An 18688-nucleotide genomic window follows, 5' to 3' on the forward strand; every position below is an offset into this window, starting at 1 on the left:
TATATTCCCAATTTGTGTTATTGGTGACTCAGCTGTTGCAATCAAATTTTTTTTGTCATATAATAGGAAAATATGGCGATATTTATCATCGCATACCCTTTAATTAAGAAAGGACAGCTAAGGAAGAAAGGAAATATCTTATGAAATTACCATGCCATACTCTGGGAATCGATATCGGTTCCACTACAGTAAAGATTGCAATATTAAACCCAGAGGGAGAGATCATATTTTCTGATTATCAGCGTCATTATGCTAATATTCAGGAGACTCTGGCGGCTATTATCAAGCAGGCGCTGAAAGAGCTGGGAGACCTTCCTGTTTCCCCTGTGATCACCGGTTCCGGCGGACTCACTCTTTCCAAGCATATGAATGTTCCCTTTGTTCAGGAGGTTGTCGCAGTTGCAACATCCTTGAAAGACTATGCTCCACGCACCGATGTGGCCATCGAGCTCGGTGGCGAGGATGCCAAGATCATATATTTTACCGGTGGTATTGACCAGCGAATGAACGGAATCTGTGCCGGCGGTACCGGTTCCTTCATCGACCAGATGGCGACACTGCTCAAAACGGATGCAGCCGGTCTTAATGAATATGCCAAGAACTACAAATCCATCTACCCGATCGCAGCCAGATGCGGTGTATTTGCAAAGACTGATATCCAGCCTCTGATCAATGAGGGTGCTACGAAGGAGGATCTGTCCGCTTCCATTTTCCAGGCGGTTGTCAACCAGACGATCAGCGGTCTTGCCTGTGGAAAGCCGATTCGCGGCAATGTCGCATTTCTCGGCGGTCCGCTTCATTTCCTGACCGAACTGAAGCAGGCATTTATCCGCACTCTGAACCTGAAGGGAGACGAGATCATTGCACCGGAGCATTCTCATCTTTTTGCCGCATCCGGTGCTGCCATGAACGCAAAGACAGATGAATGCATGTCGTCCCTCAGCAAACTGGATGATATTTTAGCCAAAAAGATCGACATGGAATTTGAGGTTGCCGTCTGGAGCCTCTGTTTAAGGACGAAACAGAGTATGACGATTCTTGAAGAAACACTCTGAGAATGATGTGAAGAAGGGTGATTTTTCCTCTTATAGAGGAGATCTGTTTCTCGGTATTGATGCCGGTTCTACCACGACAAAGGTTGCCGTGATCGGCGAGGACGGAAGTCTTTTGTATTCTTTCTACAGCAACAACAACGGCAGCCCGCTCAAGACTGCGATCAAGTCCATCAAGGAGATCTACGATATGATGCCGGAAGGTGCACGTATCGTCCGCTCCTGCTCGACCGGTTACGGAGAGGCTCTTCTTAAATCCGCCCTCCTTCTCGATGAGGGTGAGGTAGAGACGGTTGCCCACTACAATGCAGCCGCCTTCTTTGAACCGGATGTCGACTGTATCCTCGATATCGGCGGACAGGACATGAAGTGTATCAAGATCAAAAACCAGTCGGTCGACAAGGTTCAGCTCAATGAAGCATGCTCCTCCGGATGCGGTTCCTTCATTGAGACCTTTGCCAAGTCGCTGAATTACGAGGTGGCTGATTTCGCAAAGATCGCTTTATTTGCAGAGAATCCGATCGACCTCGGCTCCCGCTGTACCGTATTCATGAATTCCAAAGTAAAGCAGGCACAGAAGGAGGGCGCATCTGTCGCTGATATCTCTGCCGGTCTTGCTTATTCAGTAATTAAGAACGCCTTATTAAAGGTAATCAAGCTGACCGACCCTAAGGATCTCGGCGAAAAGGTCGTTGTACAGGGTGGAACCTTCTACAATGATGCCGTACTGCGCAGCTTCGAGCGAATCTCCGGCTGTAAAGCCGTACGTCCGGACATTGCCGGTATCATGGGTGCCTTCGGTGCCGCACTGATCGCCCGCAAGCATTACGAAGGACAGGAAACAACCATGCTGACCATCGACCAGATTAACGATCTGAAGTTTGAGACCTCGATGGCAAGATGTAAGGGCTGTACAAACCACTGTCTCCTGACGATCAACCGCTTTACCGGCGGACGCCAGTTTATCTCCGGAAACCGTTGCGAGCGCGGTCTCGGCAAGGAAAAGAACAAGGATCACATTCCAAACCTGTTTGAATATAAAAACAAGCGACTCTTCCAGCATTACACATCTCTGGATGAAGAGCATGCCGTCAGAGGAACTGTTGGTATTCCGCGTGTCCTGAATATGTACGAAAACTATCCGTTCTGGTTTACCTTCTTCACGGAGCTTGGTTACCGCGTTATCCTCTCTCCTGAGTCCAACCGCAAGATCTACGAGCTTGGTATCGAATCCATTCCAAGCGAGTCTGAGTGTTACCCGGCAAAGCTGGCACACGGTCATGTCACATGGCTGATCCGCCAGGGTATTGATTACATTTTCTATCCTTGCATCCCTTATGAGCGTGTCGAGGTGGAGGATGCCAACAATCATTACAACTGTCCGATCGTTACCTCCTACGGAGAGAATATCAAGAACAATATCGAGGAGCTGCGTGATGATAAGATCACATACCAGAATCCATTCCTCTCTCTGGAAAGCGAAGCGATCGCAACAAAGCGTCTGGTAGAATTTTTCACAGAGGAAAACGGCATTGCTGCTGATGAGATCCGCCACGCTGCCGCTGCTGCATGGAAGGAAATGCAGGCCGTCCGCACCGAGATGGAGCAGAAAGGCGAGGAGGTATTACAGTACCTTAAGGAGACCGGCCGCCGCGGTATCGTGCTTGCCGGAAGACCGTACCATACCGATCCTGAGATCAACCACGGTATTCCCGATCTGATCACCTCCTACGGCGTTGCCGTACTGACCGAGGACAGCATTTCACATCTCGGCAGGGTAGACCGTCCGACGATCGTTATGGATCAATGGATGTATCATTCCCGTCTGTACCAGGCAGCATCCTTTGTCAGCACACAGTCTAATCTGGATCTGATCCAGTTAAACTCCTTCGGCTGCGGTCTTGATGCCGTTACCACCGATCAGGTCAGTGATATCCTGACAAAGCGCAATAAGATCTATACCGTATTAAAGATCGACGAGGTCAACAACCTTGGTGCCGCACGAATCCGTATCCGTTCTCTGCTTGCCGCTGTTCGTGAGCGTGCAGCCAAGAATATTCAGCCACAGTGCAACGTTGATACCGCACACCACAGAGTGATCTTCACCGAGGAAATGCGTAAGGAGTACACGGTCCTTGTGCCACAGATGTCACCGATTCACTTTGACATTCTGGAACCGGCACTCGCCTCCTGCGGTTATAAGCTCAAGATCTTACCAAGCACACCGGCTGCCGTCGATTACGGTCTGAAATACGTTAATAACGACGCTTGCTATCCATCCCTGATCGTTATCGGTCAGTTTATGGAGGCGCTTTTATCCGGCGAGTATGACCTCGATAAGGTTGCCTGATCATCACCCAGACCGGTGGCGGCTGTCGTGCTACCAACTATATCGGTTTCATCCGTCGTGCTCTCGAAAAGGCAGGCATGGGACAGATTCCGGTTATCTCCATGAGTGCCGGCATCGAGAAAAACCCCGGTCTTAAGATCAATCTGCAGATGGCACACAAAGCCATTCAGGCACTGATCTACGGTGATGTATTTATGCGTGTCCTGTACAAGACGAGACCGTACGAAGCTGTTCCCGGCTCTGCGAACGCCCTTCATGAGAAGTGGAAAGCGATTGCACAGCGCGCCGTCAGAAACGGCAATAAAAAGGAATTTCAGCGAAATATTCGTCAGATCATTAAAGAGTTTGACGAGCTGCCATTGAAGGATATCAAGAAACCACGCGTTGGTATTGTCGGCGAGATCCTTGTTAAGTTCCTGCCGCTTGCCAACAACTATCTGGTAGAGCTTCTGGAGGCCGAGGGCGCCGAGGCAGTCTGTCCGGATCTTCTGGATTTCTTTATGTACAGCCTGTACAATGCTAACTTCAAGGCAAAATACCTTGGCAAAAAGAAATCCTCCGCACACATCAACAACTTCCTGATCTCCTATCTGGAACATTACCGTAAGGTGCCAACGATGCACTGGCAGCAAGCAATCGCTTCGAGCCTACAACACGGATCAACAAGCTGGCAGAATATGCCGATCCGATCGTCAGCGGCGGTAACCAGACCGGCGAGGGCTGGTTCTTAACCGGTGAGATGCTTGAGCTGATCCACTCCGGCGTACCGAACATCGTATGTACCCAGCCGTTTGGATGTCTTCCAAACCACGTTGTTGGTAAAGGTGTTATCAAGGAGCTGCGCCGTCAGTATCCGGAGTCCAACGTTGTGGCTGTCGACTATGATCCGGGTGCCAGCGAGGTAAACCAGCTGAACCGAATCAAACTGATGCTCTCTACTGCTGTAAAGAACATGAAATAAAATAACGATCAATAAGATACTGCCGAAGCAGATACGTCAAATCTACGATCTGTTTCGGCAGTATTTTGATGCCAAAATTTATGTAGAGAAAAACAGCGCAGGAATCAAAGCCTGCGCTGTTATCATTTGTAGTTACTTCTGATATTTATTTTTGAAAATAGTCTGCATCAAAGACCGTCTTGCTTGGATAGGAAACCGCCTCCGGCTTCTCTTTGACGATAACCCCGGCTTCCTCCTTCTGCTTCTCGATATCCCGCAGGGTATCCAGATTCAAAGCAGTTTTCTGCGCGAATCCGCCCTCTTCTTCGCTGCTTTGAGTGGGTCTGTTTCCCACTACCTGTTCTACCTGTTCTGTCTGCTCTGCGGATACAGTCTCCTTTACCGCATTCATGGCTTCTGTCTGCATACGCTTTACAAGCATTCCGCTTCGTTCCATGCGGCGGTATGCCACATAGATTCCCACTGCCAGAACAATCGTTACGGCAAGACCACCCTCCAGACCAAAGTCACCGCCGTTCATAAACGACCAGCCATCGGCAAAAGAGCTGTCAAACACAGAGCTTGCCTTTGCTGTACCGCTGACCGATATGCCGAAGATATTGCCCTGCAGGAAATTCCATCCGCTGTGCAGTGCAGCAACCATCCAGATACTGCCGCTTTCCACAAACAGAAGACCAAACAGCAGTCCACACAAAAAGAGATTGATATACGCCAGCACCGTGACATGCTCATTGCTCATATGCATCGCCATAAATACACCACTGCTTAGGATCACGGAATACCACACGGAATTACGGCGCGACAAAGATACCAGCAGATATCCCCGGCAGATCACTTCCTCCGCCAGTCCCTGAATCATATAACCGATCAGATAAAAAAACGACGTATCCCGGAACAAGCTGTGCAGAGACACCTTCAAAATGGCAGGCTCCCGTCAATATACAGATCAGATAGGCTCCGCCAATCAAAACCGCACTCCAGCCAATCCCCTTCGCATAGAGCGAAGACATGTTCCGCTTCATAAATCCCATCGACGACAATGGTCTTTTCTCAATGAACTTACAGTACCCTGTATATAATACGATCAAAAATATCTCCGCAAACAGCATATAAACCGTCACCCATTGCGACCTGTTCTGAAGAAGACTGTTATATTGTTCAATACCTGCACTGATAGGATGTATGAGTCCATATACGAGAAGCCCTGGCACCAGTGCCATGGCTTCTACGAATATCGATATTACATAGAGAACAATAAAAATGATCATCTCTCCCAATATACTGTGGGATTTTGTCTTCTCGGCTTCCTTCATAAAAGCCGGTTTCTTAATTTCTCTCATATGTTATTTTAATTCCTTTAAGAATGTCTCGATACGATCCAATCCCTTTTCAATCTGCTCCAGTGAGATTGCATAGGACAGACGGATATGATCCGCAAATCCGAAATCCGCACATGGAACTACCGCTACATTGTATTCCTCAATAAGGATTTCTGCCATCTTGGAAGTATCCTCAATCTTCTGCCCCTTATAATCCTTACCGAGTACATCACTCACGTCAACAAATACATAGAATGCACCCATTGGCTCGATCGTGCTTACATGAGGCATCTCACAGATTCTCTTGTACATATACTGACGGCGCTTATCAAACTCTGCATGCATGGTTGCCACAGAATCCTGAGGACCGTTGAGTGCCTCAACAGCAGCTTTCTGTGCAATAGAGTTTGGATTGGAGGTCTGATGAGACTGAACGCTGCTCATCATCTTTGCAATCTCCTTGGAAGATCCTGTGTAACCGATTCTCCAGCCAGTCATTGCATAGCTCTTTGCAAGACCGCTGCAGGTGATGGTTCTGTCATAGATTTCCTTGCCAAAGGAAGCAATACTGATATGCTTCTGATCTCCGTAAACAAGATTTTCATACATCTCATCTGCGACAACATAAATGTCACTCTCTACAACCACGTCAGCGATCGCACGAAGCTCCTGCTCAGTGTAAAGCATACCGGTCGGGTTGTTTGGTGTGTTAAGTACAACAGCCTTTGTCTTGTCTGTAATTGCTTTCTTCAGATCCTCTGCCTGAAGCTTGTAGCTCTGTTCCTTTGTGGTCTTAACAATCACCGGTACACCGCCCGCAAGCTTAACGATCTCCGGATAGCTGAGCCAGAATGGTGCCGGGATGATCACCTCATCACCCGGATTGATCAGTGCTGTGAAAATATTGGTCAGAGAATGCTTTCCTCCATTGCTGATCACGATCTGATCCGGTGCATAATCAAGTCCATTGAAGGACTTAAACTTCTTAGAAACAGCTTCCTTTAACTCATTGGTTCCGGAAGCCGGTGTATATTTTGTAAATCCATCATGAATTGCCTGAATTGCAGCATCGCAGATATTCTCCGGTGTGTTAAAGTCCGGTTCACCTGCGCCAAAACCGACAACATCCTTTCCCTGCGCACGCAGTTCCTTTGCCTTTGCAGTGATCGCCAGTGTAGAAGATGGCTTCACCGCTGCTGCTTTTCTGGATAATTCTAATGACATAATAATTGCCCCTTTCCTTGGTATAACTTGGTAAAATATGAAAATCTCCTCTCAAATTTATACCACAAACTCTGGGTTGCGTCAATGTATAATTGTATACAATTTACTGACCCACACTGATATTTGCTCCCTTATTATCTTCTTTTTCAAGAGCACTGCCGAATATAAACTTCTGCATCGCTTTCACATTCTTGTCCAGAGGATCCGGCAGGATCACCGACATGCTGCGGACACGGGTAATCTTGTAAGCCCCTTCCACTGGAACATTGAGTGTTTCCAGCTTTGAATTTCTGCTGCGGACTTCCACACCCTGATACAGATAATTGACAAGATCTGCCTTGTCAATATTTGTCTTGACGAGCGGCATCAGCTTTGGCACCATCGCGATCAACTCCAATGCCGATTTGTCCATGAGCTTTTTGTAAATGGCAGACATCACGGTACGATGACGCAGTGTTCTTGCGAAATCACCATATTGTCCGTCCTTCTGTACATAACGGATCCTGGCATAACCAAGTGCCTGATTACCATTCATGTGATTGACTCCGACATGAAGTGTCCTGTTCGATTTCTCAGAGATATAGTTGGTCTTATTAAGATATTCCACCTCATCCTCTGCCAGCTTGATATCAACGCCCCCAAGAGCCTCGATCACCTGCTGGAACGAATCAAAGTTTACCAGCACATATCCATCCACATCAACGCCAAAATTTTTATGAATCGTCTTGATCAAAGTCTTCATGCCACCATTATGATATGCCGCATTGATCTTATTGTCCGAAAAGCCCGGTATCTGCACATAGGTATCACGCATGATCGAGGTCAGACGAAGTGCTCCGTCCTTCCTGTTAACGGTTGCGATCATAATGCTGTCGGTTCTTCCCCGACCGCCTCCGATCGCCTCCTCGCCGCACACAAGGATATTGATCACATCCTTAGACTGCATTACACTGTCTGCACTGTCGAGATGAATCTTATCCGGATCGATCGCTTTCAGGTTTTCAATTCCAGTATCCTCATCAAAATACTCTTCCTGTGCTTTCTCGTTATCATTGTCCTTTACATAAATCTTTCCATAATTGTAGCTAAATACACCGTAAGCAATACCTAAAATCGCCAGCAGTGCAATGACAACTCCTATCACGATCTTGCTCCAGACAGGCAGCTTTTTCTTTGGCATATCTGCTGTAAGCTCTTCTAACTCTTTATTGTCCTTTTCTTTCATATGAATCTCCATTTCGGTTCATTTTATATGTTTCGGCAATATACAACAGGACAGAGCCTGCGCCCTGTCCCCGCAAAATCATATGTCTGCAACGCTCAGCAAAAGGTTCTAGTTCTTGAAACTGTGGATCGGTGCCGGAATACGCCCGCCACGGTTAATAAATGCACTGCAGTCAAAGGAATTGACCGGCATAACCGGTGCATAACCTAACAATCCGCCAAACTCTACGGTATCGCCTACCTTTTTGCCGATCACTGGGATCAGACGGACTGCTGTCGTCTTCTGATTAACCATACCGATCGCCATCTCATCTGCAATGATACCGGAAATCGTTGTCGCCTTTGTATCACCCGGAATTGCGATCATATCAAGACCTACCGAGCATACACAGGTCATAGCCTCTAACTTCTCCAGCGTGAGTGCCCCGTCTACAACGGCATTGATCATACCCTGATCCTCACTGACCGGAATAAATGCGCCACTCAAGCCACCGACATAAGAGGAAGCCATAACGCCGCCCTTCTTCACCTGATCGTTTAACAGGGCAAGTGCAGCTGTTGTGCCGGGTGCACCGGCTCTCTCAAGACCCATCTCCTCGAAAATATCTGCGATACTGTCTCCGATCGCCGGCGTCGGTGCCAGAGAAAGATCGATAATACCAAATGGAATATTCAGCCTTCTGGATGCTTCTCTTGCCACAAGCTGACCAACACGGGTAATCTTAAATGCTGTCTTTTTCACGGTCTCACAAAGAGAACCAAAGTCTGTGCCATGCTCGGCCTCCAGAGCCTTTCTCATAACACCCGGTCCGCTGACACCGACATTGATAATGGCATCTGCCTCTGTCACACCATGGAACGCCCCCGCCATGAACGGATTATCGTCCGGTGCATTACAAAATACAACCAGCTTGGCACAACCGATGCTGTCGTTCTCCTTCGTATATTCTGCCGCCTGCAGGATGATCTCACCCATCAGCTTAACAGCATCCATGTTAAGTCCTGTCTTTGTTGATCCAAGATTTACGGAACTGCAGACAAAATCTGTCTCTGCCAGAGCCTGTGGGATCGAACGGATCAAAAGCTCATCCGCCTCTGTCATTCCCTTGGAGACAAGTGCACTGTATCCACCGATAAAGTTAATACCTAATGTCTTGGCAGCGCGGTCCAGCGTCTTTGCGATCGTCACAAAGTCCTCCGGCGTCTTGCAGGCTGCACCACCGACCAGTGCGATCGGAGTCACGGAAATTCTCTTGTTAACGATCGGGATTCCATACTCCCTCTCAATTGCCTGTCCGGTCGGAACAAGCTCCTTTGCCACTGTTGTGATACGATTATAGATCTTCTCATTTAAGGCATCCAGATCGCTGTCAATACATTCCAGAAGCTGATTCCGATCGTAATGGTACGCACATCGAGATTTTCCTTCTCAATCATATTATTGGTCTCTAATACTTCATTTATGTTTATCATTTTGAATGATTCCTCCGTAACTTAAATTCTGTGCATCTGATCAAATATATCCTCACGCTGTGCATGAATGATACAGCCAAGCTCCGTACCGATCTTCTCAAGATCTTCCGCAAATGTATCGAAATTGATGCTGCATGCTGCGGTATCTACAATCATCATCATGTTAAAGAAACCATCAACGATCGTCTGTGAAATGTCAAGGATATTTACCTGATTGTCTGCAAGATATGTACATACTCTCGCAATAATTCCAACGCTGTCTTTTCCAACTACAGTAATTACTATCTTTCTCATGATTCCCTCATTTCTGCCTGCGGCTCACGCTGCTAACGGCTGATTTATTTTCTTATATTCCGCATATATTCCACGGAATGATAATTCGTTTTGTGCTGCTTATTATAAGGCGGATTCCAACAGATCAAGCGATAGCTGTCCGGACTCCATATCCTGTCCGCTGCCGGTCAAAACAAGCTTAGACGGCTTGTCCCTTCGTGCAACCGAAAGATCAAACGGCAGGGAGTTCATCCCCAGCTCCTCCCACAAACGGCATTTGACTGTCTCGTAGGCAAGCTCCGGATAATTGTTCTCCTTGGATAAATGTGCCAGAAATATATGCTTCAAATTATCGTGAAGAAGACGACACAACAGCCGTCCGGAATCTTCATTGGATAAATGGCCGCGTTCTCCAAGGATACGACATTTCAACGAGTAAGGATACGGTCCTGCCTCCAGCATACTGATATCGTGATTGGCTTCCAGCATGATCACCTCACAGCCCTCCAGATGGGACACTGTATAATCATCATAAACACCAAGATCCGTCGCCATTCCCACTTTGTGACCGGATGCCTCCACGGTATAACAGACCGGATCTGCCGCATCGTGCGACATATGAAACGGCATTACCTCAAGACTGCCGATCCTGACCGGGCGGTCCGCATAGACCTGATACAGATGCTCCATCGTAACAAGCCCCTTGCTGTCCTTCTGGCGGATTCCATTAAGCGTCCCTGCCGTGCCGTAAACCGGCACATGAAAATACTTTGTCATCATCGGGATTCCCTGAATGTGGTCTGTATGCTCATGTGTCACTAAGATCGCGTCAAGACTTTCCGGTGCAACATGGATTGAACGCAGCCCGTCCACAATCCGCTTCCGGCTGACTCCCGCGTCGATCAGAATCCTTGAATCTCCATCTCCTATATAAATGCAATTGCCGCTGCTGCCACTGGCAATACTACATATCTGCATGCTCCTGTAACTTCCTTTCTATACCCAGTATATCTGAATCTCATCGCCCTCATGTACCGGTGCGGTGAAATCCGAAGAAACTCCATTGATTAGCGTTTCCAGACGGGTTCCTCCCGCCACGGACAGATCAAACGGATAAAAATCAAGTATATCCACCAAAATATATGATTTCTTATTGCGCAGGATCACCGTCTCGCCATTGACCGTAACCGGCATGTCAAAAACATTCTCCCCGGCATCGCCTGCAGGGGTTGCAGACTGTGCTGCAGCTTCCGCGGTCGCATTTCCGAATTCCGGTGCTATGTCAGCTTTACTCTCCTGCGGCTGTGCCGGCAGACTCTGCTCGCCCTCAACAGCTTCCTTCGTCTCTCCGTTTAAAACAGCCTCGGGAATCTGCCCCTCGCCGTACTCCTCCATCAGCTTCTGATAGTTCGGCTCTTCCTTCCGTATCTCACAGGCGATCGAAAAATTGTCATATACCTTTGTATCCATTCCGGCAATGGCATTATTGACATAAACTCTGCCCCTGCAGACAATATCCATAAACTCCAGAACCTGCTCCAGCGTATAGTATTCCAATATCTCGATCCGATCCCCCTCCTGTATTTCATAATACCGGGACACAAGCTGTCCGTTGACCGTCACAAAACGCGGACAGGTGATCGTCTTATTATTAAAACGGAAACGGATGTCCGAATGATACTCCGGAATGTCTCCAACTGACATCACCGCATCCTTTCCTGCTGTGGATGCAACGATCTCGATCCGGTCATTCTGCGACAGACCTTCGCTCAGTGCGCTTTCCCTGCCATTTAACCGAATCACCGCAGAATCTCCCGGTTCTCCGCGCCGCATGCGCGCCTCACCATTCACGGTGTAATTCAGTGTCTTTCCTCTCTTCGGGAACAGATCCTCATTCGGATAACCGCACTGTATTGCCGCATCCACCACGGTCAGCTTGCTGTTGTCATAAAGCTTGATCCTTTCCTCATTGATTGTCACGAATATAAAGTTGTTTTTCTGTTCGTAATAATTAAGACAGATTCCAACCGGTGTCACCAGAAGCGAATCCTTCTTGATATTCTTCTGTAAAAAGGTGATCTGTCCCATCACTTCAGAGCCTCGCAGTGCCACACGCTCCTCCGGCAGATCAAGTGCCTGTGCAAGCGTCTCCTCAAAGCCACGGATCTTGCCGCCTCCTCCGACGACAAACACCGCACTGACGGACTTGCCGCCATTGAGTTCCTTGATCCGGTCTGCAACCTTCTCTGTGATCTCCCTCACCACAGGCTCCGTTACCTCCGTAATCTCCTCCGAGGGTATCTTATGAGAAAGTCCCATAATATCGTGTACCGTCACCTGCTTACGGCTGGTACTCTGGCATTTCATCTTCTCTGCCTCCGCAAAATCCAGCAGATAATGTCTTGCTAACGTCTCTGTGATCTCATCACCGGCTGCCGGAATCATGCCGTAAGCGATAATACTTCCATCGTTGGTGATCGAGATATCGGACGTTCCGGCGCCCACATCCACCAACGCAATATTTAATAAACGAAATCTCTCCGGGATCGCCACATTCATGGCGGCAATCGGCTCCAGTGTCAGATTTGCCACATAAAGACCTGCCTTTTCCACCGCTGCATAAAGTCCATCGACAACCTCATCCGGCAGGAAAGTGGCGATCAGCTCCGTCCGGATTGAATTGGCCTTATGACCTTCCAGATTCGTGATCGGATAATCATTCTGATAATAACGGATCACCGAATAGCCGACACAGTAGAACTTCATATCATCCGTCTGCTGTTCCTTGCGAAGCAGTTCATACGCCTTCTCCACACCAAGCATGTCCAGAGAATAAATATGCTCATTCGTAATGACTGTCTCATAATTAAAGTCCACCGTTGCAGATGCAACAACTGTCTTCAAAACACGACCGGCCGCAGCAATACACACATCGGAAAGCTTCCTTCCTGTGAGCTTCTCAAGCCTGCGCTTCACAACAAGAATTGTATCTGCAACCGCCTGTATATCATGGATCTGTCCATCAAGCATCGCTCTCGTCTCGTGTTCCACAGACTCCTGCGCAACCACAACAAAACCACCGTCCGGTGTGCGATAGCCGACCGTTCCCACGATGCTTCTGGTACCAATGTCAAGACCAAACACAAGCGGTTCCGTCAGCTTCTTAACAATGGCTGCAATATTCACGCCTGTTGCGGCTCTTTTCCTGCCTTTGGCGGACGAAGCAGTTTTCTTTGCCCGCGCCGTCTTCTTCTCTGCCTCTGCCATGGACTTCTCCTTTCCAAACATTCTTCTTGCTATTGTATCACAAAATAAATAAGGTGGTCAACAAAATAGAGGAGCCACTGTAATAATACAACGGCTCCCCATATATAATAGAGAAAAGAGTAAGCAAAATCAAATCTGCGTTACATGTTATTCCTATCTGCCATTATTTGATTGTAACCTTGAAAGTTACAGAGATGCTCTTCTTGAACTTGAACTTCTTGCCGTAGCTTGCAGCATAACCTGCAGTCTTATCTCCGTTCTGCTTGTTACCTACTCTGTTGTAGATAGAAATACGATACTTGTTAGGATCTTCCTTCTTCTCAAGCTGACCAGTTGCAACTGCCTTCATACCGGAAACAGTCTTACCATCGCACTTTACGGAAACGCCGGAAATTTTAATCTTCTTAGCGCTGTGATCCTTTAAGATATTCTTGATATCAATATAGAATACCTGTGCCGGCTGATTCTTGGATTTCTTGTTCTTGAGAGTTACTGTGTATGTAGCAGTACCTTTCTTATTCTTTACAGAAACTGCAGTCTTGTTGGTATCCTTAGAAGAATCATTACCACCATCCCAGTTCCATTTGGTATCTGCATAACCCATAACTGCCTTATAGCTGCTAGCTGCACTAGCCTTAGTTCCTGTGTAAGCAACGCCTGAAACAGCTACTGTTGCAGCCAATGCTACTGATAATACTCTCTTAATTGACTTTCTCATTGTATCGTCCTCCTATGATTTATGATTTTTCACGGTGTTCGCTCAAATGCATCAACAAATGTATCAAAGTTGCACACCTCATTTATATAAACATTGTATCGCTTATGTTATATTTTGTCAACTTTTTCTCGTTATTTTTTATATATTTGTACAATTTGCCACAGATAAATAACTTTTATCTGTTCTAAATTGCTTACGCATTATCCGAAATAACCCTGTGACTTCTCGCCGCTTTCCTTCGCCTGACCATAGGTCTTGTAATGCTCGATCACCTCTGCCATCTGCTCATCAGACAATACATTCGGTGTAGAGATTGCCATTGCACGCCACTCAACCTGCGCACACCACTCACATGTCATGGCTACCGCAAATGCCTTTTCCAGTGAATCACCATAGGCAACCATACCATGATTTGCCATGAGAAGTGCCTTGCTGTCTGTATGACGCAGGCATTCGCGCACGGCGTCGGCAAGCTCCGGTGTACCATAGGTGAAATACGGAACGGTCGGAACCGTTGCCACACCGGTATCAGCGATCGCATAGTGTGTTGCCTTCAAATCAACACCGGCACAGGCAAGTGTCGTGCAGTACATTGAATGCGCATGTACAACGGCGCGTGCCTCCGGCTTCTCCAGATAAAATGCTGCATGAAGTCCGTTCTCGCTGGAAGGCTTGCGCTTTCCGTCTACAATATTGCCCTGCAGATCCATAACTACTACATCCTCTGCCGTTGTCTGTGCATATGGGATACCGGATGGGCTGATCGCCATATATCCTGTCTCCGGATCATACATACTGATATTGCCTGCTGTTCCGATCGTCAAGCCGGATGAAATAAGCTGATTACCATAATCTACGATTTTCTGTCTGATTTCTTCTAATAACATAATACCTCTGTCCTTTTCTAAATAATTTATCAGTCATACACTGCTTTTCTATTTTATCATAATGAAATTCTTTTCTCTACCCTGTTCAGCTTGAAATTATTGCGGTAATTTGTAAAATACTCCCTCTGTCAATACTTCACTTTCTTCACAGGACTCCATTTGCCGTATATCTTTTTCCCGCTAATCTGTGTATACGCACGTACACGGATATAGTAAGTCTTTTTTTTCTGCAGTTTCTTTAATGTTGTATAAGACTGTGTCGAAACATTTTTATTTACGGTTTTTAATTTCTTTTTGAAATTTTTACTTTGTGCATACTGAAGCTGATATCCTTTTGCTGCCGTCAGCTCTGTCCAGCATACATACAGCTTGTTTCCGGAAAGCTTGCCTGTTTTGGGTTTCGTTAACTTCAGCTTGGCAGCTGCATCTGTTTTCCGTGATGGACTCGCAGACGATGTTGCTTTCGAGCTATTCGCCGGTGCTTTGGTTGGTTTCGGCGTCTGACTTGGTTTTGCCGTAGCCGTTGCAGACGGCGTATCCTTCCGGTTGCTGTTCGGATCTGCCGCCGGCGTCTTACTTGGTTTTGCTGTTCCCCACCAGTCCGGCACATCCCATGTATTGTCTTCTTCTGCCGGTAGAATAGTAAAGGCCGCTTTATTCCATCCGGTAAACACTCCTTTTCCCATGACAACAGCATAAGCGGTACCCTGTGTATAATTATCTTCATAGGAAACCGTATAATCCCTGTCCTGTGTCAGTTTCTCTCCCTTATAGTAAACTTCAACATCCGGTCTGTAGGAATGTGTATGGCTGCTGTCTTCTATCTCTGTATATGTATCCTGAGACAGCTTCATCGTTGTCGTAGATAACTGGATATATCCCGGTCCCTCAAAGCAGATATCATCGAGTCTGGTAGGATCCACATCGTAGAATACCGGAGAACTGTCATTGGTCATGAACCAGACGATATGTCCTTTTGAGGTCAGGATCGGTTTGCAGTCGGTCTGGCGGGCACATATTCTGTATATTTTCCCATCGAGTGTGCCATCATTTTTGATCTTGGCGATCCTCGTAAGGATGTTATAATCTCCGTCCTCCTGATCCTGATATCCCTCTTCCCATAGAACATACATGCCGTCACCCGTAACAACGGTATGTGGAGTGTAGACAATGATCTTATCATCATCTGTATAATTGGTAAGCCATATTGTTTTCGTGTCGAAGGTATCTTTGTCGGTCACGTCAACAAAAACATTTCTCCACTTAACCATATTTAACATCCGATCGGTCGTATCCGGATCGATCGAATTTCCGACAGTGATCAATGTATTGCCGATCAGATCAAAACTGCCGATTGAAACGCCTGTATAAACCTGCCCAGTGCCACAAATAGGAAAGATCTCCCTTCGATTCTCTATATGATACATGTCAATGCCTTCATAATATTTCTTCTGTCTGGAAAGAGTGACCGCCCGTGGGTAGGAATCTCCCTGATCCAGCCGGTAGATGTAATTATCGTCCGCCTGGATAAACTGATTCCAGGAATGACTGACATATCCTGTCTTTTCATTGCTCGCTGCAGACATATCAGCAACCTTTGTCATGGTTGCCTCATCAATCTCAAGTGTCATATTCGCCTGGTGGTGTGGGCTCTCCAAAAGTGTACCTTCATCATACATGGTATGAGCTGCATGAATATACAGAATGCCGTCACTTTCCAGCATACTTACACTGCCGGATGTGAAAGCAGAATATGTGTTTATCGCGGAAATACTGCAGCGTCCGAGAATATTCCAATCGTCATCATACTTTACAACCCGCACGACTTCTTTTTCATCGGACTGTTCGGAGTTCACCTGCTTATATACAATGTAACGGGCATCCTTTCCCTTAAAATATCCTCTGGCTGTCCAAATACCTTTGGTGAGCTGTCTGGAGGATACGAAGTTAAAATCAGCATCGTAGGTTTCCAGAAATACGCCTTCATCATCAAAGAAAGAGATGCGAAGAAACGTTCCGTCTTCATTTTCCTCAAGAAAGTCATTACTTGGCTGTGCGTGCCATCCCTGTCCCCATGCCTCTTTGCTGTAGTCGTTGCTCGACATGGTCTGGGATTTCTTTCCGCCTGTCGAACGATGGATATACGAGTCATCCGGCTTCCTTCCGTAATCGACCGTCGTATCCACATCCGTTTGTGTCGTTGTCTCCGCAGCGGTGCAGACAGACGGATAGCCGGTCACAACCACAGCGAGAACCAATAATGTGCTTAATAATTTTTTGATTTTTCTCATTCTATTCCTCCATTTCCTCATCGTAAGGGAGAACCAGCCTTTTGCCCCCCTCCGTGATCTCATAATATTTATCTTCGTCCGTATCAACCATCAAAATCGGAATGCAACTGCTCTCAAAAACAGTTCCATCAATATAATAATGACTTTCTCCGTCATAATAGATACCGTGAAAGCCCGGATCTCCGGCGATTTCCGCCGTTCCGACATGACCAGCCACAACCTTCATGTCTATGCCCTCGATCCTGCCGGTTGACGCGGGATATTTCCAGACAAATATGTCGTCACTCGTTCCCCACTCCCAGAGATCTCCCGCTTCCTCATCAATGCCAGCGTGAACAAAGATTGTATTTCCTTCTGTATAATATCTCGGAAGATTCTCTATCCAATAAATGTATTTCTCGTCGCCCTCATCGTCCTCTTCCTCCAGAGTTCTTGTCATCTGGTTGATCGTTGCGCTTCCGGACAGCACATGCTCCTCATGATTTCCCATCAGAGCAATTACTTTCTCCGTTCCATACTGATCCTGCAGTCTCATGATCTTATCCAGAACTCCATAGCTGTCCGCTCCGCCATGAATATAATCGCCAAGCAGACACAGCTTTGTGTCCGGTTCCTTCAGATAATCTTCGACCAACGACAAAGCCTCTTCAAATTCCGGCAGACATCCGTGAATGTCGCTCATACAATATATTTTCATATCTTCCTCTTTTCTGTCAGATTCAAAAACTCGTACCTCTTGTTCTATCCCCCTGCTGTTACCGGGATAATCATTTTCCTGCTGTGACAAAATGAGTCCTTGGGGACTCATTATATCATATATCTGCGCATGACGGAGTTTCGAAGAAACTCCTAATATGAGTCCTTTGGGACTCATTATATCATCTTTTCAGTCCATTCTGCTTCTTTAAATCCCACAAACACCATATCATCACCAACCACAATTGGACGTTTTACTAACATTCCATTTGTGGCAAGCAACTTTAATTGTTCTTCTTCACTCATCTCAGAAAGCTTGTCTTTCAGTTTCATTTCTTTATAAAGAAGCCCACTGGTATTGAAGAATCTCTTAAGGGGAAGTCCGCTCTTCTTATGCCATTCCTTTAATTCGTCATACGTTGGATTTTCCTCCACAATATGACGTTCATTATAAACAATGTCATGCTCATCGAGCCACTTTTTTGCTTTTTGACATGTTGAGCATTTGGGGTAACATATAAAAATCATTGTGTTGTCCTCCTTTTATGAAACAAAAGCCTTCAAGTTGTGTAAACTTCAAGGCCGTTGTTTTCGTACGTAACTTTATGCAAGTGCAGGTTTCTTCCCTGCAATAATCGCTTTCACCTCTTCTATATCCTTATCTGTTGCCGATGCTGTCTGCTCTGCGGTGAAACCATTCTTATACATTTTCATAATGAGCCCTGCTTCTCCAATCGCAATACCCTTCTCTTCGATTCCCTGACTCGAATTACACATAACACCCACATCATTCCTGAAGTTCTCCTCAATAGGAATATCGTATTCCTTTCCGAATTGTAATAAAATATAATCGTCTCCCAGAAGCACCTCACCACATTTATATTATAACTTACTCATTCTTTTATACAATCAATTTTTGCACTGATATATATCAATACTTTTTAGTAAATATA

General features: G+C 46.5%; 13 protein-coding genes and 2 pseudogenes. 1 reads left to right on the forward strand and 14 read right to left on the reverse strand.

Annotated features, from left to right (window positions below; translation table 11 throughout):
* Positions 1-140 precede the first annotated feature (140 nt).
* Positions 141-4363: pseudogene (locus DXA20_RS18405) on the forward strand (acyl-CoA dehydratase activase-related protein).
* 145 nt (positions 4364-4508) lie between these two features.
* On the opposite strand, the gene DXA20_RS09190 reads toward DXA20_RS18405, so the two are convergent.
* The 14 genes and pseudogenes from DXA20_RS09190 to DXA20_RS09255 all read right to left on the reverse strand — a co-directional run bounded on the left by DXA20_RS09190 (position 4509) and on the right by DXA20_RS09255 (position 18602).
* Positions 4509-5222, reverse strand: coding sequence for a CPBP family intramembrane glutamic endopeptidase (locus tag DXA20_RS09190; protein WP_118560261.1), 714 nt, complete (start codon positions 5220-5222; stop codon positions 4509-4511).
* Complete coding sequence (locus tag DXA20_RS16790) at positions 5155-5703, reverse strand: hypothetical protein (RefSeq protein ID WP_118560263.1); 549 nt, start codon at positions 5701-5703, stop codon at positions 5155-5157. Before DXA20_RS16790 ends, DXA20_RS09190 begins: the two co-directional genes overlap by 68 nt.
* 3 nt (positions 5704-5706) lie before the next feature.
* Entirely contained in the window at positions 5707-6906 is a 1200-nt protein-coding gene (locus DXA20_RS09200; protein WP_022306373.1) for a pyridoxal phosphate-dependent aminotransferase, read from the reverse strand.
* A gap of 103 nt (positions 6907-7009) precedes the next feature.
* Positions 7010-8131: an LCP family protein gene (locus DXA20_RS09205; RefSeq protein ID WP_158577184.1), complete on the reverse strand. Its 1122-nt coding sequence runs from the start codon at positions 8129-8131 to the stop codon at positions 7010-7012.
* A 108-nt stretch (positions 8132-8239) separates the two neighbouring features.
* A pseudogene (locus DXA20_RS09210) lies at positions 8240-9603 on the reverse strand (PFL family protein).
* A gap of 21 nt (positions 9604-9624) precedes the next feature.
* On the reverse strand, positions 9625-9897 hold the full coding sequence (locus tag DXA20_RS09215; RefSeq protein ID WP_022306376.1) for an ACT domain-containing protein: 273 nt from the start codon (positions 9895-9897) through the stop codon (positions 9625-9627).
* 102 nt (positions 9898-9999) lie between these two features.
* Complete coding sequence (locus tag DXA20_RS09220) at positions 10000-10854, reverse strand: MBL fold metallo-hydrolase (protein WP_118560267.1); 855 nt, start codon at positions 10852-10854, stop codon at positions 10000-10002.
* A gap of 18 nt (positions 10855-10872) precedes the next feature.
* Positions 10873-13143: a cell division protein FtsA gene (locus DXA20_RS09225; protein ID WP_118560269.1), complete on the reverse strand. Its 2271-nt coding sequence runs from the start codon at positions 13141-13143 to the stop codon at positions 10873-10875.
* A gap of 163 nt (positions 13144-13306) precedes the next feature.
* The gene (locus DXA20_RS09230) at positions 13307-13861 is read right to left on the reverse strand and encodes a hypothetical protein (protein ID WP_118560271.1); all 555 of its coding nucleotides are present in this window, start codon (positions 13859-13861) and stop codon (positions 13307-13309) included.
* Between the two features lie 200 nt (positions 13862-14061).
* Complete coding sequence (locus DXA20_RS09235; RefSeq protein WP_118560273.1) at positions 14062-14748, reverse strand: class II aldolase/adducin family protein; 687 nt, start codon at positions 14746-14748, stop codon at positions 14062-14064.
* 128 nt (positions 14749-14876) lie between these two features.
* The gene (locus DXA20_RS09240; protein WP_118560275.1) at positions 14877-17039 is read right to left on the reverse strand and encodes a fibronectin type III domain-containing protein; all 2163 of its coding nucleotides are present in this window, start codon (positions 17037-17039) and stop codon (positions 14877-14879) included.
* A gap of 1 nt (position 17040) precedes the next feature.
* Positions 17041-17736, reverse strand: coding sequence for a metallophosphoesterase (locus tag DXA20_RS09245; protein ID WP_118560276.1), 696 nt, complete (start codon positions 17734-17736; stop codon positions 17041-17043).
* A gap of 176 nt (positions 17737-17912) precedes the next feature.
* Positions 17913-18263 carry an arsenate reductase family protein gene (locus DXA20_RS09250; RefSeq protein ID WP_118560278.1) on the reverse strand — a complete coding sequence of 117 codons (351 nt, stop codon included), beginning with the start codon at positions 18261-18263 and terminating at the stop codon, positions 17913-17915.
* 75 nt (positions 18264-18338) lie between these two features.
* Complete coding sequence (locus DXA20_RS09255) at positions 18339-18602, reverse strand: hypothetical protein (RefSeq protein ID WP_243100599.1); 264 nt, start codon at positions 18600-18602, stop codon at positions 18339-18341.
* Between the last annotated feature and the right edge of the window lie 86 nt (positions 18603-18688).

The sequence above is a fragment of the Roseburia sp. AM59-24XD genome (assembly GCF_003478445.1).
In the GTDB taxonomy this organism is placed as follows: Bacteria; Bacillota; Clostridia; order Lachnospirales; family Lachnospiraceae; genus Jutongia.